The sequence below is a fragment of the Bradyrhizobium sp. 142 genome, from assembly GCF_023074015.1.
Lineage (GTDB): Bacteria > Pseudomonadota > Alphaproteobacteria > Rhizobiales > Xanthobacteraceae > Bradyrhizobium.
This window is the reverse complement of record NZ_JADPKQ010000191.1, coordinates 1-25,862: the sequence shown is the minus strand read 5'-3', so window position 1 is coordinate 25,862 and position 25,862 is coordinate 1. Positions and strand designations below refer to the sequence as shown.

Sequence of the window (25,862 nt, the reverse complement as noted above, 5' to 3'; positions counted from 1 at the left end):
ACGCTGCGCCATAGCCGCTCGACGAAGACGTTGTCCCGCCAGGCGCCCTTGCCGTCCATGCTGATCGCGATGCCGTGGCTGGCGAGGACGCCGGTGAAGGCCGCCCCGGTGAACTGGCTGCCCTGGTCGGTGTTGAAGATCTCCGGCTTGCCGTGACGGACCATCGCGTCCTCCAGCGTCTCGACGCAGAACGCCGCCTCCATGGTGATCGACAGCCGCCACGACAGCACACGGCGGGTCGCCCAGTCGAGCACCGCGGCGAGATAGACGAAGCCACGTGCCATCGGGATGTAGGTGATATCCATCGCCCACACCTGATTGGCCCGCTCGATCGCCAGACCCCGCAGCAGATACGGATAGATCTTGTGGCCCGGTTCGGGCTTGGTGGTGCGCGGACGGCGATAGAGCGCCTCTATCCCCATCCGCCGCATCAGCGTCTTCACATGCCGGCGGCCGATCTTGCTCCCCTCGGCAGCCAGCAGGCCTCGCAACATGCGCGAACCGGCGAAAGGAAACTCCAGATGCAGCCGGTCGAGCCGCTGCATGATCGCGAGGTCGGCAGACGACACCGGACGCGGCAGATAATAAACGCTGCCGCGACTGATCTTCAAAACTTCCGCCTGCCTGGTGATCGACAGATCGTGTCCACGGTCGATCATCGCTTTGCGCTCAGCAATCCCGCCTTGGTGAGCGCTCCTTCTAAAAAACTATGCGCGGCGCTGCGCTCCCCCTGTAGGATAGAAACGGCCGGCGCTAGATTGCCGACGGGAAGGGAGCGGCCGATACGATTTTGGTGGCACGTGACCCCGTTAAAAAACCTGGTCCATGGGTTGTTGCGCACTTGAGAGTGGTGACGCCATCCGGCGATCCCGTTTAGGAATCTGAATAAATTGCGCAGCCCAGCCCTTCCGCCGTGTCAGCAGGAGGATTGGAGATGAACCGCAACAAATCGAAATCCAGGGCCGACCGCACGATGCCCATGGTGCACCCGAACGCGGCTGCCATCGACATTGGCGCGACCATGCACATGGCTGCCGTCAGGGCAGATCGCGCACCTGAGCCAGTACGCAGCTTTGGTACCTTCACGGCTGATCTGCATCGGCTGGTCGACTGGTTTACAGAATGCGGCGTCGAGACCGTCGTCATGGAATCGACCAGTGTCTACTGGATCCCGATTTTCGAGCTTCTCGATGCACGGGGGTTCACCGTGTTTCTTGTCAACGCGCGCGATGCCAAGCACGTGCCGGGCCGCAAGACCGATGTCAGCGACGCGCAGTGGCTGCAGCGGCTCCATTCGTTCGGGTTGCTGCGAGCCAGCTTTCGACCCAAAGGGCAGATTGCCGAACTGCGAGCCTACGTGCGTCAGCGGGAGCGTCTGCTGGAGTACGCGGCTTCACACATCCAGCATATGCAGAAAGCATTGACTGAGATGAATCTTCAACTCCACCACGTTGTGGCCGACATCACCGGTGCGACCGGCCTGGGCATCATTCGCGCGATCCTTGCCGGCGAGCGCGATCCTGAGGCGCTGGCGTGCCTACGCCATTACAGCTGCCACTCCAGCGCCGAGACGATCGCGAAGGCGCTCACCGGTAGCTACCGTGCCGAGCATCTGTTTGCGCTCGATCAGGCACTCGCCCTTTACGACGCCTATCGCGAGAAGGCATCTGCCTGCGATGTCCGGATCGAAGCTGTGTTGAAGGAACTCAGCACCCACAGGGGTCGTGATCATGGATCCGCACCGCCAGTCTCGCGGCGTCGGAACAGAACCGATCAGGCGAACGCTCTGGCTTTCGACGTCCGGGCGGCGCTGTTCGTGTTGCTCGGAAAGGACATCACTATGATCGACGGCCTCGGCCCTTACCTTTCGCTGAAGTTGATCGCGGAATGCGGCGACGACCTTACCTCATGGCCAAGTGCAAAGCATTTTACCTCCTGGCTGGGGTTGGCTCCGAGCAATAAGATCTCCGGCGGCAAAGTGCTCTCGTCACGAACGCGCCGATCCGGCGGTCGGGCCGCGGCTCTTCTGCGCCTCGCTGCCGTCACCGTCGGACGCACTGACACCGCGCTCGGCGCCTTTTACAGGCGCCTCTCGTCCCGCATCGGCAAGGCCAAGGCGGTGACCGCCACGGCCCGCAAGATCGCAGTCCTATTCTACAACGCGGTGCGACACGGAATGGAGTATGTCGATCCGGGGGCCTCATCCTACGAGACGCGCTACCGCACGCGAGTCGTCAACAATCTGCATCGGCGTGCCAAGGCATTCGGGTTTGTTCTCCAGCCAGTGGAGCCCAAAGCTGGTGCTGCCGTTTCTTAGGAATCATTCTCCAGCGTCAGCTCTCCGATCTTGGCATGCAGCGACTTCACATCGACTGCGGGCGCGGCCGGCGGCCCGCCCCCTGGTCCGAAAATCCCGGAAGCATTGCCCTCAAGCTGCGATTTCCACGCCGTAATCTGATTGGGGTGAACGTCAAAATGCTCGGCCAGTTGGGCTATCGTCCGATCGCCTTTGACGGCGGCCAGAGCCACCTTCGCCTTGAAGGCCGGTGAGTGATTCCGGCGTGCTCGTCTGCTCATCGTCTCTCCTGATTCGCGGGCCTATCGTGCCCGTCGTCAGGCAGAAACTCCACTTAACGTCCTGTGCAGATTTCCGGAGCCGGCTCTTCTCATCGATCGAGAAAGCGTCAATACCCAGCCAACATGGAGAGTTTTCGCTTTTTGATCGATTGGGCTTTTGTTTGCTTGCTCGTTACCGCCGTATGGCGGCGTTTTGCGGCATCCTTCATCAACTTTGCCGTATCGTTCTTTTTAGTAATGTTACGTGGTTGCCCACGGGTTGCCCAAAAGGTGATGAAATGCGACTAACGCTGATCGTTTGTGAGTACGACAGTGTGTCGGAAAATGCTTGATCTTCCTGCTAAGAAACGCTCGCTCGCCGCAAGCTACTTTGCTCCCCGGGTAGGACTCGAACCTCAGAGTAGATGTTCAGGCCAGCCGAGGATTAAGCTCAGAAACAGGCGCTGGAATTTGATTGGTCGTGTTCTGTTTCGTCTCCTCGGTCCACCAGTTGCCCGCCGGTTGCCCATGATCCAGAGTAATCAGCCGTCGCGGATTCAATGCGTCTATAGCTGAACGCAATGCGGACGGGGCGACATGCGTGTATCTCATCGTCATCGTAATGGTTGAATGTCCCAGAAGCGTCTGCACGATGTGCAGCGGCACGCCCCTCATTGCAAGGTGCGAGGCGAATGTGTGACGGAGAACATGCCATGTAATTCTCCGCAGGCCAGCCTTCTTGCAAACCTTCTCCATCCGGTAGCTCAGCCGGTCATGATTGAACGGCTCTCCATTCGCATCCGAGAACACATATCCCGTATTGCTCCTTCTTCGGTATAACAGCTCATAGACATCAGCATCGAGCGGAATATGCCGCATCCGGTTACTCTTTGGAGAAACAATGGCCTTGGCGCGGTCGCATCTGGAGTGCCTGACGGTCACGTTCATGTTCTGCCAATCAATCGAAGACCACTGCAGTCCCTTGAGTTCTCCCTGTCGCATTCCCGTTCTGAGCGCCATCAGCATCATCTCACGAACGACGCCGCTGGCGTGCGACAATAGCAGTTCGCATTCGTCCGACGAGAGATAGTCTGTCTGTGGCGGGGGACATTTAGGCCACTGGATCTTTGGCGGTTTGGAATCGAGCTCCAGCCACTCATAGGCGGTAACCAAGCATTTGCTCAGAACCGTCAGGTGGTTTCTGATCGTCTTGTTCGCGAGCCCGTCCTTAACTCGCCGCGCTTTATATTGCTCGATATGTCGGCCGGTAATTTGGCCAACAGGGATTTTTCCGAAGAAGGGGATAAGCGCGCCGCTGAGAACGTATTTCTTTATTCGTTGCTCGGAATACTTGTTGTTCGGAATCACGTATTCCTCAAACCATTTCAGCGCGAATTGCTCGAACGCTTGCGCCTTGTCCGCTTCGTCCGACCTACGCTCAATCGGTTCACCGCGCGCCAGTTTTTGCCGCAGCATCGCCTCATAAGCGAGCGCTCCGGATCGCGAATTTTCTGGGCTTCTTCTTCTGTAACGCGTGTGCTCAACCCTGAAGTCAACCCACCATGATTTCCTTATAGTTCGTACTGCCATAGATATAGTTAGTCGACTGCTTGCACCCGCTGCTTCGCTAGATACGACATGATGTCGCCTTTGGTAAAACGCACGCAGCCACCTATCTTGACGAAGGGAATTCGTCGCCGCTGCTGGAGGCGTCGCACGCTAGGAGCCGACACTCTCAGAAGCTCTGCCACTTCAGCGATGGTCAACAGCTCTACATCGGGTGTGGAACAGTCTGCATTTTTCAAAGAACGATCCGGCGCCGGCAACTTGTCATCACCGGCTGGCGTTTCAACTCTATCATTGATGCGGGGTTGGAGCATGCAGGCATGTTGCGTGCCAACCCTTGCGAGGGCCAGGCGCGGGGTCGTGACAACTTCGCAACAAGAAACACTGTTGCTACTACTTAGTATTCCTCCGGCCGCGGCCGCCTTGCTCTCCGCTTGGCGGAGGCCGAATATGCTATTTGATCACCCGGTACTTCCAGCCCGCCGTGGCTTGTTATCGCGCACGCACCTCCTTGTGCCACGAGCTGCCATGGTCGCGAGGAACATTGCCGATACTTTTGCTAAGCTGTAGCCTTCTGCATAGACTTTTCGTTTCTTCTGTTGCGTCTGACGCGGGACCGATCACTTACAATATCAAGGCATCCTCGACACTTTGGGGCATGCAGAACGCGTGTCAACTTGATGTTACGAACACGAAGGAGAAGGCATGTACGAACATAAACAGCTTTTCGACACCATGCTGCAGCGGATTAAGGAAGTCGGCGCTGAGAACGGAGAACGGCCTCCACAGGCTCTAGGGCGCTGGTTCGCTAATATTTATTTTGATACACCTAGAGATATCTTTATTTCAGATGGTCGGGCGACGCGAAGGTCGACCAATTTTTCACAACTACAAACGGCAGAGAAGTGCAACACCATATTCTAAACACCAAATTCACAGAAAAGTATAACTCAACCGCCCCGCCCGCTTTTTATAGCGAGATTACCGCCTTCTGGCAGGCGTTCAAGAACAAGGCGAACCGTTCAAACTATCTAGCAAACCTAGTGAGAAAGGAGTTGCGACAGCGTTATTCGAAACTTTTTGACTACTATGATGAAGGCCATGCGCGCCTCTATTTTCTGACAAATCACAAGCGCAACGATACTCAAATTCAAGCCATCAAAAACTATGATGTAGAGGTGTTTCACTTAGAAGACGTATTGCAGTTCATGGCGGATTACGTCGAAAATGCGATGCCGCTCACACCGCCGTTACTACTAACTGGAATAAGCAACATTCTTTCTGCTGATCAAAGTGAGACGGAGGTGCCTACGTCGATAGTCTTCGCGCGACTGACTGACTTTGTTGCCTACATGAAAGACGACCAATATGATCTGCTCTTTAATCGTAACGTGCGACTTTGGCTTGGCAACACGCAAGTAAACGAAGCGATAGCGGAAACTTTTCAAAAGCACCCAAAGGAATTTGCCTACAGCAATAACGGCATCACTATCCTGTGCGAAAAGCATGTTTCTCACCAAGGAAAGCACGAGATCGTAATCACCAACCCTAGAGTTGTTAACGGCTCTCAAACTCTTCACAGCGTTCGAGATGCTGCGAACCCCGCCGCTTCGAAGTCCGCGCGAGTGATGGTCCGCATAATCGAAATTCCGCCTCTAGGTTCGAACAACCTTCCACAGCAAGTGAAGCGCCGGAAGGAAATAATTCGTCAAATCGCTCTTCGGAGCAACTCCCAGAACAACATCAAGAAATGGGATTTGGTATCGAACGACGATTTTCAGCTGGAGCTGTCACGACATTTCCGTACTAAGAAACTTTTTTATGAGCGCCGCAGACGAGAGTGGACGGAGCGACGGACGGCATTGAAGAGCGTCAAGATTTCGCGGGGCCCCGAACTTAAACGCCTGACACAGCTCATAGCTGCGTATTACTGGGACAACAAAACGCTCGGACCAGTTGCGGCCAAAAACCCAGCGCTTCTATTCGAGGGAGGCCGCTACGATGAGATAACGAGAACCTCGCCCGAAACGGCATATCAGCTTTTCATTCTTGATGGCGTTCTAGGAAGACAAGTCAATCAGCTTTCGAAAGAGAAGCAATATATAAGGATTTCTGCTAAGCAGATGAAATATACTCTATTTGCTCTTATTGTTAGGTCATTGGAGGCCGCAAATGCTGAATGGGGTTCTGACACTCTAACAAAATTACTTGAAAAGGAATTAGATGAGCAGTCACCGAAGTGGCGGGCGTTCGTGAAGCAAATAATAGACTATGTTCGAGATGCCTTCGCGATTGAAGATAAGCTCTACCGAAAGCGCCAAGGAACTCCACTAACCCTCGTCAACTACTTCAAGTCTCAGGGATACGTTGGCCGACTGTTCCCGAACTCAATGCCGCAGAAATTGAGGTCCGCAGCTAAAACTGTTTTGTAATTTTGAGCGTGCAGCTGATGATTTAGTTGCCACTAAAACCAACGCAACTCCTTCTTGATACGCTAAGGCACCTGCGTTCGCATCTCGGCGTTGAAGTAGCTACCATTTGTACCGACACGTGACGAGGCCAGTCGCGGGAAGATTATTGGCCAAAATCCATTTCGTCTTCGGTGGCGCTCCCGGCGCCGATCGCCAGCGAGGCGCTCGAACGCATCGCCGGACTCTATGCCATCGAGAGCGATATCCGTGGCCGCGTCCAGCCCGTCGCAAGACGTCCTTCCTCGGAAGCTTACGAAACGGGAAGATAGAGCCACTTCCTTCCTCATACCGCACCCGCGGTCCCTTCGGCTAGTCTAAAACGCACCCAGCCACCATGGGCAGCAGGATTGTCGGCAAAATCGCACTACGGCAAGTCTGTCTCTCAGCGCGGGAATCGACGTGACGTTGCGATCGACGCGCGCAAGCGTGCCGGCTGCGAACGTCGCCGACACAACAGGTGCGTCATCAGCGCAATCGTGTCGCCACTCTTGTTCCTTTTTGTTGAGAGTATCCTAGGAAATTGCTGCGCTCTCAGCAGGAACTACTGCCAGTTACAGATGCAAGATTTGTTGTCTGGCCCTTCGGAGTAAGCGAAGAGCTTCTAATTCTTTCTCCCCGTCCAATCCCCATAGCCTATTGCAATGCATATGGATGATACTTCGACTTATTGCGGCGCGAGGTTGAGTCAGTGTACCCGAGCAATTCGCGCTGTTAATGCATTCGGAAAGGTGTGCGAACGAATGAGTATGAGCGTCTAACCAGTCAGATGCGGACTTAAGAGCACCTTCCGGCGAGCTCAAGAGTGCCTCGACGATCTCTTTCTTATGCTTTCGATAGACGACCCCATCTCCTTGGGTAAGGTCCACAAACTCCTTCAACCATGAAATGCGACCGTCGGACGCGAAGCCCAGCTTTTCTAGTAATTTGTCAATAATGAACACCTTCAAGATCATTGCGTTCGATAGCTGTCCGCCAGCTATGAGGGTAGCAGCAAGGCCACTATCGATAGCGAAGATGGATTCGGCTGCTGAAATGACCGGGAGGCCCCCATACCTTTCGATCTCTCTCTCATAGACGTCAAATGAAAAAGATTCACAGCGCTCTTTCGCCAGCAACTCAGTCGCCCAGCGCGATAGTTCGGAAATCATATGGCTGGCAAAGCCTTCGGCTTCACTTTGAAATCGGAGCCGTAGATGTGGACGGGGGTCAGCGTATCGAACAAAGTGCCACTTCACGTCCGACGGTAGCCTTTTCCACAAATCGCGCAGTCCACCCGAGATGATCGCGTCTTCACCGGCTGGTGGTCCGTACAGCTTCAAAAAGACCCAATCGCTTCCTGGTGGTTTAAAGCGCTGAAATCTCAAATTTGCCGAGAGGCCGCTCTTGCTCTCGATCGGCAATTGCTGAGCTTCAAGAGCCTCAATGTTTCTTAACCGCAAAGGTATCACCAATTCGGTAACATGTGATCCCTTTTGGCTTTGCAACCAAGCGTCGTTTGCATACGGCACCGCCTCTTGAAGTATCGCGGCCCCCTCTTTTGTAAGTGTCTTCCTTAATTCCTCTACTTGCGACTCGTCTTCCAAGTCTAAAAGTAGTCGATGGTCGCCCGAACAGAGATAGATGTGCTGTGGGCACAGCCATCGATCTCGCCACTCCCGAAACCAACATTTGAAGACTTCGGTGCTCGACTTTGGCTGCGCGCGCAGGTTCCACTGCGCGCACTGAAGAATGGTCTTTTTCCATGTCACACGAGGTAAGAAGACCGCGCCTGACAGCGCGCCCCAGGGAAATGACGTTGGATACGCTACTGGATCGGAAGTTATTGCTAACAGAACTTGGATCTCTCGAGGCGCCAAAGTAGGATTCAACATGCAATCCGAAACAAATGCGAGCCGCTTGTTCGATCCAGAGTTTCGGACATACAGGCGGCCACCTTCGCTGCCGACCAAAAGATTTTCTAGTCGAATCGTATTCGTTGGCTCAACATTCGCTGAAACGCCGAAGTTCGCCTCTCGCTTAGAAAGTGACGGACGTAATACAACATTGGCTAATCGGGCCTTTGTTGGCAGAAAGTTAAGTTGAACAACCTCGCGGAACGAAGCTCGCTCCCGCTCGCAAGCAGCACTCTCATTGAGGACGGCTAGAACGGCATCTTCACACAAATCTCCGAACCTCGCGAAGTGAAGCCCGGCTTTCAAAGCTCCCACATTTGGAGCAAGACAAAGAGTAAAATTCCCGGCATCGATAGAGCTCGACGACTCCGCCAAGAGAAACACATTCAGATCAACAGAAATTGGCCAGGTTTCAACAGGCGCAGCGCCCGCACGAAGTACACTGATCTCTTCTTCATCTAGGTCGGCGGTAATTCTTCCTTCACGAAGCGCCTTTTGAACGAGACCATGTAGAACATATTCTCGCCGGTAATATTGGGTGTTGCCGGATGCTCCCGCATTGCCAAACCTGAGAGGTGTAAGCCCTAATCCCCATTCGGGATGAGCTACCTCCAAGAACGGCACTTCGCGCCCTTCGCCGTATTTCGAGAGGAAGGCGTTGTGGTATCGCTGAGCAGAGGCAGAAGAAGCCGAAGAGCCCGATATCTCGATAAGCAATTGCGCTGCCCGAGCAGCCTCTCGCCCAACCGTCTGGTTTAACGCTTCTCCTTTCGTGCCAAGTCGTAAGTCGACCTGAAATGGAAACGGCCGTTCATGAGCTCGGATTTCCCGAGCTAATGCAGATGCCGCCCTAAATGACTTTATACGATCAGGCACTGCTCCGATGTCGCATCGACTGACAGCGCCCCTCAGTTTCTCCAGCACTGTGCGCTCGCGTTGTCCAGCTGCGTTAGCCGGCAAGCGATCGATTACCCACAGCAGCGGGTCACGTGTACCTATCATCGGAGGCATAAGCTCTGAGAATAAGAAACCAAGCCGGTGCAACTCCAAGAACAGCTTATGAAATTTCTCTGGCGTTGCAGAGTTAACGTTCGCGAGAACACGGTCGCGGATCTGCCCATATAACTCGGGACTAGCTGTTTGCTCAAAAATGAGACGAACTGGTGCTGTGCACGCGATCGATGCCGCGGGCTCGTTGTCAGCACCTCTTGACAAGATTGCTCTTCCGCCGTGCTGCCAAATCGCTGAATGGCTTATCCACCGTATGCTGCGCTGGATATCGACATCAGCTTCCAGCGTTTTGACATGGTCTACTATCCAGTCCATGTCCACTCGAGTGCGGCAGCGCCCGCTGTCTGTAAGCAGAAGGTCGGTTTGGCTCCCCCACTTAGGAAATGCTACTCCTGCCAAAAGACCGAACGGCGTAGGCCGAGCCGACATTCGGGTCAGAACGCGCCTAAGCTTTGCCAGTAAACGAGCATCGAATTCTCCACGCTCAAGCACTTCCTCAAGTCGCGCATGTAACGAAGGACTAGAGGTCAAGAGCGCCAGACTGAAGGCGGCGTCGCTGGTGAAATCGCCTGCCGTCCGCCAGGCTCGCGAAGTAAGGGTCTGGATCGGTAACGAGGGAGACCGCAGCATTAGGCGGCTCATGGGGATGTAAAGTTCGCCTCCATTGCGCTTGCCCAACTAAGCCTCCAAATTCCTTGTTAGGACAGCAAGAAAGCGCGGTCCCATACCGGCTCGACGTCAAACCCTATTGCCAACAGTACGAGAGAAACACCGGCAGCACCGTCCAGCAGAGACGGACTGTCGATCATCAGGCCCTCGCTCGAGTAACTCTGATACCCAAAGGCGGATTGAGGATCATACATAGACAGTAGCGTCGACGCGAGCTCAGCGACTCCTGCTCGAAGGGATTCCCGTGGCGCCTCTTTGGAAAAGCGAAGCACCACCTGAAGTAAGCCGGCAATGCCATGGCAAAAGGTCGATGATCTCAGAGCTCTGATCTCGTATGGTCTCCTAATCACCGCCTCAATGGCCTCAACGGCGGCGGAGCACAGTTTCTCGCTCTTCAGTGCCAACCCGCTCAAGAATAGAGATCGCGAAAGTCCGGGACTTCCATAGCACCAGCCAGCGTGAGATGGAGCTGTAGCGGATGCAGCTCTCACACTGACTCCGCTTTGTGTCACGTCGAGACCAACTCCGCTTGGCCAGTTCATACCCCACGCATCGTCATGCCGATGCTCCAATAGCCATGTTGCAATGTGTTCGATAGCCTCAGCGAGCCCTTCAATAGGTAGACCATACCTGTGGCCTAACGCCATGACAGCTAATGGACCCGGAATGCCGTGCGCCAGCCCGCAGTTTAAGAAACCCTGCGGAAAAGAACCCGTCATAGAATCATAAGATCGAGTGTAGTGAAGCGGCGTGTGCCAAGCTGGAAGACCGTTTGTCTCCGAGGCCAAGCCAACGAAACAGCGCAAGATTTCTTCTACTGTTTGATCGACCTCGCGGGCAGTGCCGTAGCGCGTCAGCAAATACGCCGCTGCTCCGCTAAGACCAGAGATTAAATCGAACAACTCAACTGGCGCGCCAAACGCTGGAGAGTCGCTTCGAAAGAAGCTGATACTCGGCCTCAGCAAAGCGCAGATGTGTGTGTCGAGTGTGGTCAGTAAGCGACGGTAGCGGGGAGAGCCGTTCGATGCATACTGTGCGGCGAACGCTAGTCCAGCCAAGCCGGAAAAAAGACTTGGGGTGGCCAAACCATGAGTTTCCGCGGCTTTGGTCGCAAGATCTAGCGAGATGTGAAACTGCTTATCCCATCCGGCATTCGGACAGCAACGGTCTAGATGCGCCCAAAGCAGGGATAGACCGGCATTCCCTGAACCAAACCCATAGCTACTCCACAGAAAGTACCGGGATTGCTTCGATGCAACAGCAACAGCCCGCTCAATTTGTACTGTGTCTCGTAGTCTGTTCGCAATTTCAACTGCTGCAGTTGCTGCATCTGCCCGTTGCTGCGCAGCAATCATGATGCCTCGTTGAACTACGGCGAGCAGTTAGGATCATTGGAACAGTTCGAGGTGTGTTTACACGCCGGAACACCGCTATCTTTGCAGTCGTGGCCACAGGTGAGAGTAACTGTACAGCACGAGGTTGGGCAGCCGCTGCCTGCTGTGCAATTACTGCACGTTGGAAGGCACGTGCCCGAGCCACAGCACGATGTGGGGGCGCAACTATGCCCGGTGCATCCGCCGCACGTTATGCAGGTATTGGTCGGGAAGCCAAGTTTGACCTGATCTGAACCATCGCTAAATGAGGGGAATTCAAGTTTGATGTCTAGGTCAAAATCATCGTCGTGTATTTCGGCTAACGCAGCAAATCCTGGCGTTCCCGGAAATTCGTTGGGGGTCGACGTAGGTGTAACTAGCTTGTCCATAACGGCTCCCTCCTGCCGAACTTACGAAGTAATTTCGTGCTCAACGAGAATCCACTCATTACCATCGGGATCAGTTAAGGTGAGGTGCGCTCCCCACGTCTCCTCAGTAATTTCTTTTGGACGAAGACCGTGGTGTCCGAGCCGATCGCGAAACTCGACCAAGTTGCTAACTTTGAGCACCAAACCTTCAACTGGGCCGGGCGATTTCCGTGTTCGAGCATCGACTAGTGCAACGGTCGTTTTCGCGCCCTCTGGACCCACCTCGATCCAGCGGCTGTGCGTTGGCCCACCGCGGGTATCCCTTACTACGACAAAGCCTAAGGCTTCACTGTAGAATGACTTTGCTCTCTCTTGATCATGAACCGGCAGACAAATCACGTCTATGAATTCTGCCTTCATGGCGCGACCCTTCCATCTATGTTGGGTATTCTGCTGCGTGCGGCCACTCACACTATGCTCGCATCGAAATTAGTGAAACACCAGGCGAGCCGGGGCGACGCAATTAAGCCCCGCAGTTCAATTAAATACCTTCCCTAGGTCAGTCACTAGTCAGAAACAACGAGCGCAACTGACATCTCCCATACTCATGCAATAATGACGCGTCCAGGCGATAAGTCAAGGTACTAGTACCTGTGGTAGAGTGCTTCGGCCCAGAATAGCGCACGACGCCAGAGCGCATCCACCAGCAGATTCGCGCTCGCACTGCAGCAAGGTCAACAGAACTTCGCTCTCAATAAGTGGTCCCGAGCAACGCCGGACCAACAAAGAACTTTCCATTTGCGAGGCCGGAAGTATTGGTGGAGATAGAGGCCGTTGCCAATCTAGGGCGCGTACTCATAAATCTTCGTCGATGTCCGGTTCGCCCAGATACCGACCGCCCTTGTGCAACCGCAGCAAATGTCGCGACGGGCTATGGCACAAACCCGGAAGTAATTGCATGATTTATTCGATCGGCTCGCCGCGACAATCGCATACAGCAGTTTCGCGACGCTGTACCCAATATCTTCCCGCGTTAAACCCATACTCAGGATCACCAGTTTACGCGAGGGGATGATCGCGATCACCTGGCGGAGGTGCCCTTGCAACATGAAGGTGTCGGCGGGGAGGTTGAATCCTTCGCCCCGCGCGGCGGGGCGACAAGCGGGCGGCCGCCGCCGCATCCCGTGCAAGACTCTCCAATGGTCCAGGTCGGGAGAATTGCCATGATCTTCATTCCATTCCAATCCGCTTGTCATGGCCATCAAATCGGCCACCGAGATTTCCGCGCGCGCGTCGCCGGCCCATTGCGAAAACGGATTCTTCTTATCCAGCGAAAGCTTTCCGTCCTTGATCGTCATGCCGGCCAGGGCAGCGTTCACGGTCTTCGTCATCGACCAGCCGAGTAAGGGCGTCGAAGCGTTGAAGCCTTCGCCATAGGTCTCGCCGACAATGGGCCCCGGGGCCGACTGGATCAGAGAGCTTGCCGTGAAGAAGGGCGCGTGGGCCAACATCCCGCCGAAAAGCAATCGCTGCGATCCGATCTGCTTCAGCCCGTATCTCCACCGCGCTCGCAACCGGGTCGAGCGGTTCTTCAACAGGATCAAACAATGTCGTCGAGTTGCAACGCGCTACGACAGGCTCCCCGCCAACTACCTTGCCTTCGTTCAGCTCGCGTCAATTAGGCTAGGCTGCGCCTTAATGAGTCCGCATCTTAGGGAGTTGACGTCCTCCGGTGGCGGCCGGCTGCCGTTGTATGAGGCTCAGGCGCCTTTCAAACCTTCTGCGCTCAGCGCTGCGTGGGCTGTAACTCATACATTGGTCTGCTGCGACCAATTGGATCATTACCCACTTAGCAAAGCCCCATTCTCCCGACCACTTCGTTGAGAATTATCTGCACATCCTCGATCTGGCGCGGGTCAAAATTCAGGATGCCGGTTTTCTGCTCGTAGTTTCCGCCGCCGTAGTAACAATGGGACCTATCCAATTGAAATGGGAACGATGCCAGCGTGGCATCACCTTTTCCCTTAAATACTAAACTGAAGCCCTGTGAGCCTTTCTGGGTGCCGCTAGAGCCGGTCCATTTGTACTCCAACAAGAATGTGCCGCGCGTCGGTGCCGTTCCGTTTTCTGTGATTGTTACTTTAATCTCTCGCATTGTGCCCAACCGAGATACGTCGGCAGGCTTAAGAACTTTAACAAATGGTTCTGGTTCTGCAGGAGGCGCAGCTGGAGCATTTTGAGTTAGCGGTGGTGCTTGAGGTTGAGCTTGCGTTGACGTTGTCGCCTGATTTGACGAAGTGCCAAACTTCAGACGAATGCCTATCGAGTTCACCACGGCTACTGTCAGCGTGATAGTCAGGATAAGTAAAAGAGCGGCGATTAAAGAGCCAGCAAATAACTTTGTATAGTTCGGTCGTGGCGTCTTGCGTGTGAACGTGTCCAAAACAACCACACCTAAGCCAACTCCGCTAGTTGCTAACGCTGTAAAATAACCATACGAGCCAACTACGAAGGGAGGAAGATCATCAAACGCGTCAGACCCCGACGCCTTGAAGGAAATCCAAAACACAAAGATTAGGATCGCAGCGTCAAAAACGAAAACGATCAAAAGATCCATCAGGCTGGGCTGAGCGGCAGCCCTATTGGTTGGGCCAATTTGCTTTGGCATATTCCGACACTCCATACGCTGACAGCTCCATACTCTGACAGCTCCACGAATGGATTGTTCGGATCCAAGTCTGCCGCTTTAAATAGATTTGGTCCAGACAATTTTGGCTAGTGCGGCCTTGCGAGATTTGGACCGTGAGCAGCGTCGCATTTACACGGAGGCGCCGAACGATGGCGCAATCTTGATTGTCGGTGCGCCAGGGACGGGCAAGACAATATGGCCTTTCACCGCGCCAAAAAAGCTGAACGAGCTTGGCCAGCGTCCGCATCGACCGTGAAGAGTTTCTATTGCACGTTGGGCGAGCAGGGCATCACGCTCGATCGCTCGACCCTGGCCGATTGGGTCGGCCGCGCCGCCTTCGCTGCGGCCTGTGCACGAGCGTCTGCTCGCCAGGCTCAAGGGCTCGGCCAAGCTGTTCGCCGACGAGACGACGGCGCCGGTGCTCGATCCCCGGCGCGGGGAGACCAAGACCGGCCCAATTGTGGGCCTACGCACGCGACGATCGCCCCTGGGGTGGCGCCGACCCGCCCGGTGTGGCCTATGTCTACGCGCCCGATCGCAAGGCGGATCGGCCGATCGCCCATCTCGCTGGGTTCACGGGCACCCTTCAGGTCGATGGTTATGCCGGCTATCGCGTACTCGCCGAGCGCGGCGACGTGCGAGCATTCTGCTGGGCCCATGTGCGCCGACGCTTCTACGAACTCGCTGCGGCCGGCCCGGCGCCGATCGCCAGCGAGGCGCTCGAACGCATCGCCGGGCTCTATGCCATCGAGAGCGACATCCGTGGCAGCAGCGCCGAGGAAAGGCGCGAGGCCAGGCTGCGGCGGAGCCGGCCGATCATCGATGAGCTTGAACCCTGACTGCGCGCCAAGCTCGCTCTGATTAGTCAGAAGACAAAACTCGCTGAAGCGATCCGCTATGCGCTCTCGCGTTGGGAGGGCCTGACCCGCTTCCTCGCCGACGGCCGCATCGAGATCGACTCCAACGTGGTCGAACGCGCGATCCGGCCGATCGCACCAAATCGCAAAAACGCACTCTTCGCGGGCCCCGACGGCGGCGGCGAGCATTGGACCGTCATCGCCTCACTGATCGAGACCTGCAAACTCATGGGTATCGAACCGCACGGAGGTGGGCGCCAACTCTTGAGAGCGGCGAGAAATTGCGGTGCTCTACCGTTGATGACCCAGACCAATAGCTAAGAATAGCGCCTTTTGCCTCAATGACTCCTCTGAACGCTTCAGTGTTTTCGGTACTTTCGCCACGGGCGTTCTTGCTTTCGAGTGCGCCTTCAGCAGTTTGTTATCGGCTGCAGAATATGGCTTGCGCACAGCTTTCTTCTTCGTTGCGTTCTTGGGCAATTGCTTCTCCTTTGACTCGCGACCCCGCAAACGATGTAAACCGCGTCCCGTTCTCTCCACATATCAACCCCATCAGGAATGAAGTTGCCCTACTGCGGTCGCCAATGTTTTGCGCTTCCTTAAGTCCGTCTCACCAAAGTGTTTGTTGTTTAACCGGCTCGTGCGCTTGGGCGTTATCGCTTGACGGCCCCCCGCCGCGCCCGTTGACGTTTGCATCATCAATCGACTTCTTCAAATCCAGTAGCATATTCTTGACCCAGTCCATCGACGTTTCCAGCGCGGTAAATCTGCCGTTCGAATACCACGCTATTGCTACAAATGCGCCTAAGAGCCCTAGGAAATACTCCCAGCCGATATGAACTGTTATTCCCTCCATATGCCCACAGGCTAAGCGTCGCGGACGTTCCGGCCAAGGCTCGTGAATGTGCCAGACGAGGCACATCTCCGGGCCTCGCCGTGCTCGCCATGATCTGCGATCGTCGGCGCATGAACGATGCCAGTGTAGGTCGCAACGATCGTGGGCGCGTGGTGCCGACGGTTTCCGATGTGCTCCAAGACGGTACCCTGATTGAGCTCGTGTACCGACCAGAGGAGCGGACTACGCTCCTCGGTACGTATTCTGCAGGACGTTGGACACTTGGAAGGTCCGTCGACGTGGCGGGACAACGGCTTGTTCCATTCTCCCCAAATAATAATCTCATCAAGAATGAGGTGGTTCTGCTTCCTTGGGAGCCCCGGATTTACGAAAGCGAGCAGAGCCTGATCTCCGAGATCGCCGGCTTTATCCACCGATATGCCGACCTAACGCCGATATTTGAGCAGGTCGCCTGCTACTATGTGCTCCTGAGCTGGCTGTATGACGCATTCAACGAGTTGCCGTACCTTCGGCTTCGTGGGGACTTCGGTACAGGGAAGACTCGATCACTCCTGACAATTGGATCGCTCTGCTACAAGCCATTCTTTGCGAGCGGAGCATCGACCGTCTCGCCGATCTTCCACACGCTCGACGCGTTTCGTGGGACGCTGATATTTGACGAAGCGGACTTCCGCTTCAGCGATGAACGATCAGAACTCGTCAAGATTCTCAACAATGGCAACATGCGTGGCTTTCCGGTGTTGCGCACCGTTATGAATGGTCAGCGCGAGTTCAATCCGCGAGCGTTCCATGTGTTCGGTCCAAAGATCGTAGCCACACGAGGACGGTACGAGGACAGGGCGCTGGAAAGCCGCTTTATCACGGAGGAGACCGGCGGACGGCCCTTACGCGCCGACATCCCCATTAATCTGCCTGAGACATTCAAGCAGGAAGCACGCGAGCTGCGTAACAAGCTGCTGCTGTATCGTTTCCATAGAAGACACGAGGTCAAGCTCGATCCCAGTCTTGTAGATCCGAAACTCGAACCGCGTATCAATCAGATCATGCTGCCACTGCTCAGCGTCGTCGGTGATCTGGCCCTTCGCGACGAGCTCAAGGAGGCTGCGCAACGTACCCAGCTCTCGATGATTGCTGAACGCGGTCTTCTGATGGAGGCCCAAGTGCTGGAAATTGTTACTGAACTGATGTGGATTTCCAGGCGGCCCGTACTTGCCGTCGGAGAGATTACGATGAGTTTCATCAATCGGTACGGCGCCGAATATGAGCGGCCAATCACGAACCGGTGGATAGGAAGCATCCTGCGCAACAAGCTGAATCTTCAGACATACAAATCCCACGGGGTGTATGTCGTTCCGCTAAGCGAAAAGGAGAAGGTCGAGCTTCTATGCGAACGGTACGGCGTGAATGTTTTCGCCGATAACGTAATGATGGATACAGAAGGGGACATGGGGACTTCGGGGACGTAGCGGGTGCGCGACAGAACGGCGCCGATTGCGGGATGCTCGGCAATCTCGAGCTCGGGGTCACGCCATGCGAACGCCCCACGTCCCCTTGTCCCGCTCCACACTCCGTTCATCGAAGCGTGGCACTATCGACTGAGCCACAATGGGGTACGGCGTTTTATTTCGGTGACGAGTCGGCACTTTTTCGCGTCTCGAACCGAGGTGTTCTCAGGCGAATAATTGCGTGTGTGCCTGTCATAAGGCCACGACGCTATGCATCACGACCTCAAATCATACATTCGACCTCTTCGCCGCCGCTTTGGCTTCACGCAAAAGGAGATTGCCTTTCTTATCGGAGCCAAGTGCCGAACTGCGATCTCGCGCCTTGAAGGCGCGAAGCGCAAACCGAGCCTAGAGGCTCCTTTTATATTTGCGTTGCTGTTTGACACAACTCCGTCGGAGCTATTTCCCGGGCTGGTGTTGGAGCTTCATGAGATCACGGTTCGGCGCGCAAATGATCTCTACGAGGAGCTTCAAGGCAACCCGTCAAACACGACGCAATTCAAACTGGACTTTCTTGAGAGATTGCTGAAACGAGCTGAGACGCGAACACTTCGCACAATATGAGGCAAGCCGGTCGACATGGGCTCACTCTCTCAATCTACTTAAACACGCGCGGCTTCGCATTCGTCGTGTTCGAGGGACACTTCTCGCCGTTCGATTGGGGAATACGCGAGATACGCGGACCTCGCAAATGCAACCGATGTCTCCCGCGTATCAAGCAAATTGTCGATCGCTATGCGCCCAATTTTATCGTTATTCAGGACACCTCCGAGCACGGCACGCAACGAGCGCGGTGGATCACGACTCTCAACGTCTCGATCAATGTACTTGCCAAAGACCGCTCCATTCCCGTTTTTGCATATTCGCGCGATCAGGTTCGCGGTGTGTTCGAGCGCCGCGAATGTCCGAACAAGCATAGTCTGGCCGAGATAATTGCGAAGCAGATTCCCGCGTTCGAGCGATACGTTCCGCCGCCTCGCAAACCTTGGATGAGTGAGGACCGGCGAATGGGCCTTTTCGATGCAGCGGGGTTGGGACTCGCGTTCTTTCAGTCGATCGACAGGCAAGCTGCATAGACGCGTGCAGAGAGCCGCGCCAAATCTCCGCATTGAATGTCCTTTTTGGCAACCCGTTGAACGTACATCGGTATCGACTGCATCCTGGGTCTATCTAGTTGGCTGGGAAAGCCAAGCGAGAATTAAATGCCACGCAGTTAATTGTAACAATACTCTTGCTATTCAGATAAAATCGTCCAATAGATACCACATTAAATAGAGGCGCAGCTGAGCGCCTGACAGTTGCCCCACAAAACGGCGAGACACCGAACTCTCCGCTTCTCCAACTGGCAGCATCGATGCCATCGGCAGGCACGACAAGAGCGGCGTGTTTCGTCTTTTGCGGCCCCGGAATCAGAATCAGCAGTGCAGCGTCGTGCTGCGAGCCATCTAGCCGCTGATAATCCCATTGCGCATCAATTTCATTGGATGGGGGATTAGCATGATTAGATCAGTTTTCGTTTTCGCCATTGCCGCACTCTCCATCAGCGCCGGGGCAAGCCATGTTCAACAAGGCGCTTGGTGCGAAGCCAATTGCAAAACGCTTTGCACCAAAATTTGGGGCAGTGCGGGCGCTACGAACTGCTTCGCCCAAATTCCTTGTTCGAATTACGTGGGCAAGACTTGCGCACCGGCCTCGGTCGTAAATGCGCGATACACGGTTTATTGTCACAGCAATTCAGGAAAAGGGACCTGCCACTGATGCGGCGTGTCGAGCGTGCAGCTCTAAGCTCAGAATCATAGTCCGTGAGCGTCGAAAATGAAAATCATGTTGGCGGTTGGCTGAAGTGCGGGCCGGGCAAGACGAGCTCTCAGCAAATGCTTAGCCCGGGGCCACAACCGTTCTGGGAATTATCACCGACAGCAATTTAGGACCATCGACTACAAATCACCGGAGCGACGCCATGGCAACGACTCCTATCGTCATTTACAATATCAGTGACCTTCAGGCGATCCAGAATGATCTGTCGGGCTACTACGTGCTCGGAGCAGACATCGACGCTACCGGTTTCACTTTTACACCCATCGGGAGCGTAGCAAATCCATTCACGGGGATCTTTGCATCAAATCCATTTACGGGGACATTTGATGGCCAAGGTTACACGATCAGTAACTTGACAATCGATCGGGAACACTGGCGCACGGATGCGGGCCTTTTTGGAATGATTGGGGCGACCGGCACCGTTCGCAATGTCGGGCTGATAAATGAGTTGGCGAGTAGTCCGGTGTTTTCGGATGCCGGGGGCCTTGTCGGCGAGAATTTTGGAACGGTATCCGAATCGTACGTGACCGGCAATATCGGCGGCTTCGGTTTTGTTGGCGCACTAGTGGGGATCAACTATGGAACAGTATCGCAATCATACGCGACCGGAAGCGCCAGCGGCGGGAGTGTTGGCGTACTAGTCGGATACAACAGTCCAACGGGGAGCATCACGCAGTCATTCTCGACCGGGACGGCTTCGAGTGGGCAACTCTCATCAAGTGGTCGCGGCACAATTGGCGGGTTAGTAGGGCACAACGACGGAGTGATCTCGGATTCTTATTCGAGTGCCGCAACAGACCCTTCATTCGACACCAGTAATTTCGCCAACGAAATCGGCGGATTAGTGGGTTACAACAATGGCACCGTCACGCAGTCCTATGCAACCGGTGCAACCGGACTCGTTAGGGGCGGCAGCTCTGTGTTGGGCGGGCTAATCGGTGCAGAGTCCGGATTAGATAGCGTCATCGCATCCTACTGGGATACTGAAACCAGTGGCCAGTCGGCAAGTGCCGCAGGCATAGGTCTGACGACCGCTCAATTGCAGTCCGGCACCTTGCCGGCGGGGTTTGACCCGACGATCTGGTTCGACATAGCGGGCCAATTTCCGGAGTTACGGTGGCAAGCACCTGCAATCGACGTCAACCACGCTCCAGTCGCATCGACCATCGCCGCGGACGCGAACGAGGACACGAACATCCTTCCGGTGAAGTTGACAGCATTGTTCACGGACGCCGACTTGAGCGACACCTTCACATTCTCGAAAGACACGACCGGAACCGCTGGTCTCGTTATCAACAACCTTGACGGGACGTTCACGTACGATCCGACCGGAAAGTTCGAGTCCCTTGGAGTTGGGGAAACGACGACCGATACGTTCACATACACGGTGACCGATAACCACGGAGCGAGCTCGACGGCAACCGCGACGGTTACCGTTCATGGTGAGAACGACGCCCCGATTGCTGTGCCAGATGTCGTCTCTATGCAGAAAGGAACAACGTTCAGCGCCGGTAAGGCCCATGGTGTCCTTGCAAACGATATCGATCCCGATACTCACGACAATCCGACGCTGAAGGTCAGCGCTGTCAATGGATCGAGCAATCTGATCGGCTATCCGATTAAGGGAACGTACGGAACACTTACGCTCGCGGCTGACGGCAGCTACACCTATGCAACAAAAAATAACGCACCAGTCGGTGCGCAGGATGTATTTCACTATACTATAAGCGACGACCACGGCGCGACCTCAGTCTCTACACTCACGCTACAAGTTCCGTATCCCGCGCTCGTTATCGGGGCTACCCTCGCTGGTTCGGTCAGCGAGCGGCCGCTTGTAACCGGGGGCAGTGCGATCGATCAGGCATCACCCGGGTCTATCACGCTCAATGTTCCCGATCCGGTCAATCCGCCGACCGCAACCATCGATAAGCCGCGTCAGACAATCACTTGGCAGGATAGTACGCACGACTATACGCCTCAGCTCACGTCCGCTGAGCTTGCTACGTTAGCGGCGGCGTTTTTGATCACGCAAACGGGCAATGCGAATACGGAGAAAGTGACGTGGGCGTATAAGATCCATGATTCCGCGCTGGATTTTCTTGGAGCCAACGAGACCATCAGGGTCACAACACCGATCGTGATCGATGATCATCATGGAAACCTGGTCACTGAGAAAGTCGTCGTCACGATAAATGGCGCTGATGACAAGCCGATCGCATCCACCGACACAGCGACCGCGTCGCAGAGCGGGACAGTGCACGCGGACGTTACAGATGGCGTCCTGGCCAATGATACGGATCCCGACTTGCATGACCTAGGCCATTTGGTCATTAGTGCGGTGCAAGGCGATGCGGGCGCGGTCGGGCACTCGATCATTGGGAAGTATGGGACTCTAACTCTGGCAGCAGACGGGAGCTACGGTTACGTACAGACGGCCAGGGTGCCAGACGGTGCGGGCCCAGATGTGTTCAAGTACACTGTGAGCGATGGACACGGCGGAACGGATGTTTCAACACTAAGCATCGACGTGCCCTCAGGGGAGCGGGTGACGTATCATGGCAGCGGCCTCGTTTTCTACAACAAGTACGACGCAACGGTTACTCCCGCGTACCACAACGCTATTATCGCTGCAGAGAACTTTTTTCAAAGCCACTTTACTGACGCGGTGACGATCAACTTGCATTTCGCTACGGAGCCGGGAAACTCAGACGGGACCGATTTTGTCGCGAAAAATGTGCCGACGGGTTACCCAGTATCAAACACTGGGTATGAACAACTAAAGGAGCACCTTGGTGCAGCGGCGACGACCACGGACGACCTAACGGCCATTGCTAGTTTACCGGAATCCGATCCGAGCTCAAATTTAGGGTTCTTTGTGACCCCCGCGGAGCAAAAGGTGCTCGGTCTGCCAGACCCAAATGACAATGCATTCGATGGGACGGTGTACCTCGACAGCAAGCTATCGTATTTTTACAACGGTGATCCGACAGGCAAGGACGCTTTTAAATTCGACGCTGTTGGCGCGCTCGAACACGAAATTTCGGAAGAGATGGGACGATTGGGAGGGCTTGGCCCGGATGTGGGGTCCTTTTGGAGTACGATGGACCTTTTTCGTTACTCCACCATCTTTCCTCTCATCGGCGTCGGACATCACGACTACGACCCTGGGCATGCCGCCTTTTTTTCAATCAATGGACAGATCTCCGCTTTATCTTCCCAGTTCAATGACAACCCAAAGTCAGGTGATATGGCTGATTGGAAGGGTGTTGTTCAGCTTTTTGGCGGGATCGACGCCTTCGGTGCAGGTACTCAGGGCCAGAAAGAGATAGTCACGGCGACCGACCTTCAGATCATGGATGTCCTAGGTTGGACCCCCACTTCACCCCCAAGTATTACGATGGCCACAAACTTGAGCGGATCAATTGACTACCACCTGCTTGCTTGACTCGTCGCTAATTAAATTGCGTCGTTTCAGTCACCGTGCCCCAATCCAGGAATACTCATCGTCCCATGTTGGAGCGCTAAGGCGCTTGGTATTGTTTGATTTCAATTTTCGTACTTCCTATTGGCTCCCAAGAGCTTTGCTTCCAGGAGCAGGCCTTACTACCCTGCAAATCGCATCCAGTAATTGGTGCGAGAAGATGTATGGTATACGCGCCGGGCGCGGAATAAATATGGTAAGCGCCGGCGCCTCCGAAACAAGCCATCTCTCCACAATTAACCGGATACAAGGCAGTCCTTCCGCACGTTCCGTCACCGAAATCGATAGCAAGGTTTTTCTCCATATCTACTGGCACACTGCGAGAGCCGGGAATTGAGAAGTATATTCCGTGCGGGTTCTTCGAAGACGGAGAAGCCGAAATCAGAACATGCCATCTGTCATTCTCAGGAAGCACCATCGGACAAGTGACCAAGCCGGTGTTATCTGCAACTATCGGATCGGTTATGCCGGTATGCATCTGGTGGCCAGCATGAATTGCATATTGTAGATACAGTAGGGCCGCAAAAACTCCAGCGACCAAAGCGAGAACTTGCTTTAGCTTAGACATTAATTAGAAAGTTTAGCATGGAGTGTCGTTCCTTGCGATCAAGCAATCAAGTTCTGGAGCACAACACCTGAACGCGGTCAAAGATTCGCAAAAAAGACATTGCCCTAACCGCTACGCAGTAGCGTCGGGATCAATCGTCGCCGCTGAAATCTTCCTCAAGGTCCGCAAAAGACGCTGCTTCCGCTTGTCAACCGCGAGTCGAACTTGACAAAGAAAGTTCGCAAGCCAAAAGGACACCGTCCGGGACCCGCCCAAACCTTTGAGCTGGCTTAGCGACAATGTCGAGTGTAAGCGTAGCGCCGCGGCCCTTTAGATTGTCTGTGCGCGATCTTGGGAGCACCGTTAGAAGAGTACATCTTCTGCAAGGGTGCTCACAATGGACGACCATTCGGACGACATAAGACGACCATTGACACAGCGTATCAAAGTGTACGCCGGCGCAGGCCGTAAGCAGTGGCCGGATGATTTGAAGGCGCGGATTGTCGCGGAAAGCCTTGAGCCAGGCGCGGTTGTAACAGATATCGCACGCCGGCATGGCTGCCGGCCCCAGCAGGTGCACGACTGGCGGCGCCGGGCGCGTTTGGGCCAGTTGGTACTGCCGCCTTCGGCGGACACGCTGTCGTTCGTGCCGGTGGTATCGGAATCGGCGCTATCGGCGGCCGCAGAGCCCACCGGGTCGCCGGAAGCAGCCGTTGTGACGGTTGAGCTCCAGGGGCCCGGGTTGAGGTGCGCGGAACCCCTGGCCTTGCTGTGTTGAGTGATGCGTTCTTGGCGCCTCGACGGACACGTTCATGCTGACGCCGCCCGCGAGCCTCATGATTTACGTTGCGACCCGACCTGTAGACTTCAGGAAGGGCGCGGATGGCCTGGCGCTCTTAGCGAAGGAGGCGCTGGGTCACGATCCGATGAAAGGCGTGGCGGTGGTCTTCCGTGCGAAGCGCGCCGATCGAGTGAAGATTGTCGTCTGGGATGGCAGTGGCCTTGTGATGTATTGGAAGCGGCTTGAGGGCGGCGGCTTCAAGTGGCCACCTGTTGTTGACGGCGTGATGCGGATGAACGCCGCGCAGTTGTCGGCGCTTCTGGCCGGCATGGATTGGACACGCATGCACGCACCTCGAATCCCGCAGCCGAAAGCGCTTGCGTAAGGATATAAAATCTTCGCTGCATCGGGGCGCGAAGCATGGCAGACTCGGGCTAATGAGTGATTTGCCTGATGAGCTGCCGAGCGATCCAGCCGAGCTGCGTGTCTTTGCCGTGGCTCTGCTGGATCGCTGTGCCAGGCTCGAGCGGTTGCTCAAGCTTGCAAAAGATGCGCAGTTCGGTCGATCGTCGGAAAAGCTTGACGGAGTCAGCGCCGAGCACTGGCTCTCCGACGTCCTCGCAAAGCTCGTCAATGGCTGGCCTGCGGCGCGACTGGACGAACTGCTTCCGTGGTCGTCGACCTACACGATGCATGCACACGATCCGCGGCTGGCAGCATGAGTCTCAACACGACCGCCGTGCGGATCAAGGTGACCCTCAAGGACGTGAAACCGGAGGTGATGCGGTGCCTTGTCGTACCCGTTAGCCTGCGCCTTGATCGGCTGCATCTGACGCTTCAGGCGGCGTTTGGCTGGACGAATAGCCATCTCTTTGAGTTCGTGGCTGGCGAAGGACGTTGGGGTATCCCCGATCCCGACGGTGATTTTGGTCCCCAGCCCATCGATGGTAACCGGCACGAGGTCCCCACCTCGCGGTCGTGAGCTTGGTCTGCGATACAGCCTGGCATGAGCTGATCGTTGGGAGTGAATCGATGGCAGATGCCATGCTTGATGCCAGGCAGGAAGGCGGTTCGTATCGTCGTATCGAGTTGATCACCGGGGAGCGGCGCCGGCGGCGGTGGACGGCGGAAGAGAAGGCACGGATCGTAGCGGAGAGCTTCGAGGAAGGGGCCAATATTTCCGAGGTTGCTCGGCGCAATGGCGTTGTCCGTGGGCTACTCACGGTATGGCGACACAAGTTCACGACGGCAGCAGGCGTTCCAGGCTTTGTGCCAGTTCGAATGTACGCATACGACGAAGACCGCCTGATTGACGCATGCGCGCGGGCACGGCGAGCTCTATGATGGCGTTGCGAGAAGGTCAGGCAGCCTGCTGATCGGCGGGCTTGTCGGCTCGGCGCAGGAGCTTCCATTCCCAGGGCA

At 55.4% G+C, this 25,862-nt stretch carries 20 protein-coding genes and 4 pseudogenes; 14 read left to right on the top strand and 10 right to left on the bottom strand.

The annotated features are described in order from the left end of the window. Positions 1 to 707: pseudogene (locus tag IVA82_RS17280) on the bottom strand (IS3 family transposase); the annotation flags it as partial. A gap of 227 nt (positions 708 to 934) precedes the next feature. Between IVA82_RS17280 and IVA82_RS17275 the strand changes: the two are divergent. Continuing rightward, entirely contained in the window at positions 935 to 2,317 is a 1,383-nt protein-coding gene (locus IVA82_RS17275; protein WP_247493426.1) for an IS110 family transposase, read from the top strand. A gap of 2 nt (positions 2,318 to 2,319) precedes the next feature. Here the strand turns inward: IVA82_RS17275 and IVA82_RS17270 are convergent. Next, a pseudogene (locus IVA82_RS17270) lies at positions 2,320 to 2,577 on the bottom strand (transposase); the annotation flags it as partial. Between the two features lie 408 nt (positions 2,578 to 2,985). Beyond that, positions 2,986 to 4,032, bottom strand: coding sequence for a site-specific integrase (locus IVA82_RS17265; RefSeq protein ID WP_247385268.1), 1,047 nt, complete (start codon positions 4,030 to 4,032; stop codon positions 2,986 to 2,988). 795 nt (positions 4,033 to 4,827) lie between these two features. Here IVA82_RS17265 and IVA82_RS17260 point away from each other — a divergent pair. Together IVA82_RS17260 and IVA82_RS17255 are read left to right on the top strand one after the other, a co-directional pair. Next, positions 4,828 to 5,046, top strand: coding sequence for a hypothetical protein (locus IVA82_RS17260; protein WP_247493425.1), 219 nt, complete (start codon positions 4,828 to 4,830; stop codon positions 5,044 to 5,046). Next, positions 5,028 to 6,554: an AIPR family protein gene (locus IVA82_RS17255; RefSeq protein WP_247493424.1), complete on the top strand. Its 1,527-nt coding sequence runs from the start codon at positions 5,028 to 5,030 to the stop codon at positions 6,552 to 6,554. Before IVA82_RS17260 ends, IVA82_RS17255 begins: the two co-directional genes overlap by 19 nt. A gap of 590 nt (positions 6,555 to 7,144) precedes the next feature. Here IVA82_RS17255 and IVA82_RS17250 read toward each other — a convergent pair. The 4 genes from IVA82_RS17250 to IVA82_RS17235 all read right to left on the bottom strand — a co-directional run bounded on the left by IVA82_RS17250 (position 7,145) and on the right by IVA82_RS17235 (position 13,417). After that, complete coding sequence (locus IVA82_RS17250; protein WP_247385289.1) at positions 7,145 to 10,126, bottom strand: lantibiotic dehydratase; 2,982 nt, start codon at positions 10,124 to 10,126, stop codon at positions 7,145 to 7,147. Positions 10,127 to 10,194: 68 nt separating this feature from the next. Further along, positions 10,195 to 11,520 carry a lanthionine synthetase C family protein gene (locus IVA82_RS17245; protein WP_247385271.1) on the bottom strand — a complete coding sequence of 442 codons (1,326 nt, stop codon included), beginning with the start codon at positions 11,518 to 11,520 and terminating at the stop codon, positions 10,195 to 10,197. A 428-nt stretch (positions 11,521 to 11,948) separates the two neighbouring features. After that, the gene (locus IVA82_RS17240) at positions 11,949 to 12,326 is read right to left on the bottom strand and encodes a VOC family protein (RefSeq protein ID WP_247385272.1); all 378 of its coding nucleotides are present in this window, start codon (positions 12,324 to 12,326) and stop codon (positions 11,949 to 11,951) included. A gap of 422 nt (positions 12,327 to 12,748) precedes the next feature. Beyond that, on the bottom strand, positions 12,749 to 13,417 hold the full coding sequence (locus tag IVA82_RS17235; protein WP_256469667.1) for a serine hydrolase: 669 nt from the start codon (positions 13,415 to 13,417) through the stop codon (positions 12,749 to 12,751). Between IVA82_RS17235 and IVA82_RS17230 the strand changes: the two are divergent. Continuing rightward, a pseudogene (locus IVA82_RS17230) lies at positions 13,401 to 13,592 on the top strand (transposase); the annotation flags it as partial. The gene IVA82_RS17235 and the pseudogene IVA82_RS17230 sit on opposite strands and share 17 nt — an antisense overlap. A gap of 163 nt (positions 13,593 to 13,755) precedes the next feature. Here the strand turns inward: IVA82_RS17230 and IVA82_RS17225 are convergent. Then, entirely contained in the window at positions 13,756 to 14,574 is an 819-nt protein-coding gene (locus IVA82_RS17225; RefSeq protein ID WP_247385275.1) for a hypothetical protein, read from the bottom strand. 303 nt (positions 14,575 to 14,877) lie between these two features. On the opposite strand from IVA82_RS17225, the pseudogene IVA82_RS17220 reads away from it, so the two are divergent. Next, positions 14,878 to 15,695: pseudogene (locus IVA82_RS17220) on the top strand (IS66 family transposase); the annotation flags it as partial. Between the two features lie 48 nt (positions 15,696 to 15,743). On the opposite strand, the gene IVA82_RS17215 reads toward IVA82_RS17220, so the two are convergent. Together IVA82_RS17215 and IVA82_RS48540 are read right to left on the bottom strand one after the other, a co-directional pair. Further along, complete coding sequence (locus IVA82_RS17215; protein WP_247385276.1) at positions 15,744 to 15,932, bottom strand: hypothetical protein; 189 nt, start codon at positions 15,930 to 15,932, stop codon at positions 15,744 to 15,746. A gap of 130 nt (positions 15,933 to 16,062) precedes the next feature. Further along, complete coding sequence (locus tag IVA82_RS48540) at positions 16,063 to 16,197, bottom strand: hypothetical protein (protein WP_256469666.1); 135 nt, start codon at positions 16,195 to 16,197, stop codon at positions 16,063 to 16,065. Between the two features lie 221 nt (positions 16,198 to 16,418). Between IVA82_RS48540 and IVA82_RS17210 the strand changes: the two genes are divergently transcribed. The 9 genes from IVA82_RS17210 to IVA82_RS48535 all read left to right on the top strand — a co-directional run bounded on the left by IVA82_RS17210 (position 16,419) and on the right by IVA82_RS48535 (position 25,784). After that, positions 16,419 to 17,774: a hypothetical protein gene (locus IVA82_RS17210; protein ID WP_247385278.1), complete on the top strand. Its 1,356-nt coding sequence runs from the start codon at positions 16,419 to 16,421 to the stop codon at positions 17,772 to 17,774. A 249-nt stretch (positions 17,775 to 18,023) separates the two neighbouring features. After that, positions 18,024 to 18,377, top strand: coding sequence for a helix-turn-helix transcriptional regulator (locus tag IVA82_RS17205; protein WP_247385280.1), 354 nt, complete (start codon positions 18,024 to 18,026; stop codon positions 18,375 to 18,377). A gap of 65 nt (positions 18,378 to 18,442) precedes the next feature. Next, positions 18,443 to 18,889, top strand: a complete 447-nt coding sequence (locus IVA82_RS17200) for a hypothetical protein (protein ID WP_247385281.1) — start codon at positions 18,443 to 18,445, stop codon at positions 18,887 to 18,889. Positions 18,890 to 19,773: 884 nt separating this feature from the next. After that, positions 19,774 to 23,076 (top strand): NF038122 family metalloprotease, encoded by a 3,303-nt coding sequence (locus IVA82_RS17195; RefSeq protein WP_247385282.1) that lies wholly within the window; start codon positions 19,774 to 19,776, stop codon positions 23,074 to 23,076. Positions 23,077 to 24,056: 980 nt separating this feature from the next. Next, on the top strand, positions 24,057 to 24,437 hold the full coding sequence (locus tag IVA82_RS17190; protein ID WP_247385285.1) for a transposase: 381 nt from the start codon (positions 24,057 to 24,059) through the stop codon (positions 24,435 to 24,437). A 34-nt stretch (positions 24,438 to 24,471) separates the two neighbouring features. Beyond that, positions 24,472 to 24,825: an IS66 family insertion sequence element accessory protein TnpB gene (tnpB, locus tag IVA82_RS17185; protein ID WP_247385286.1), complete on the top strand. Its 354-nt coding sequence runs from the start codon at positions 24,472 to 24,474 to the stop codon at positions 24,823 to 24,825. Positions 24,826 to 24,877: 52 nt separating this feature from the next. Next, the gene (locus IVA82_RS17180; RefSeq protein WP_247385287.1) at positions 24,878 to 25,162 is read left to right on the top strand and encodes a transposase domain-containing protein; all 285 of its coding nucleotides are present in this window, start codon (positions 24,878 to 24,880) and stop codon (positions 25,160 to 25,162) included. Next, positions 25,159 to 25,422 carry a plasmid pRiA4b ORF-3 family protein gene (locus IVA82_RS17175; protein ID WP_247385288.1) on the top strand — a complete coding sequence of 88 codons (264 nt, stop codon included), beginning with the start codon at positions 25,159 to 25,161 and terminating at the stop codon, positions 25,420 to 25,422. The genes IVA82_RS17180 and IVA82_RS17175 overlap by 4 nt, the downstream gene beginning before the upstream one ends. Before the next feature lie 62 nt (positions 25,423 to 25,484). Then, positions 25,485 to 25,784 carry a transposase gene (locus IVA82_RS48535; RefSeq protein ID WP_256469668.1) on the top strand — a complete coding sequence of 100 codons (300 nt, stop codon included), beginning with the start codon at positions 25,485 to 25,487 and terminating at the stop codon, positions 25,782 to 25,784. Positions 25,785 to 25,862 lie beyond the last annotated feature (78 nt).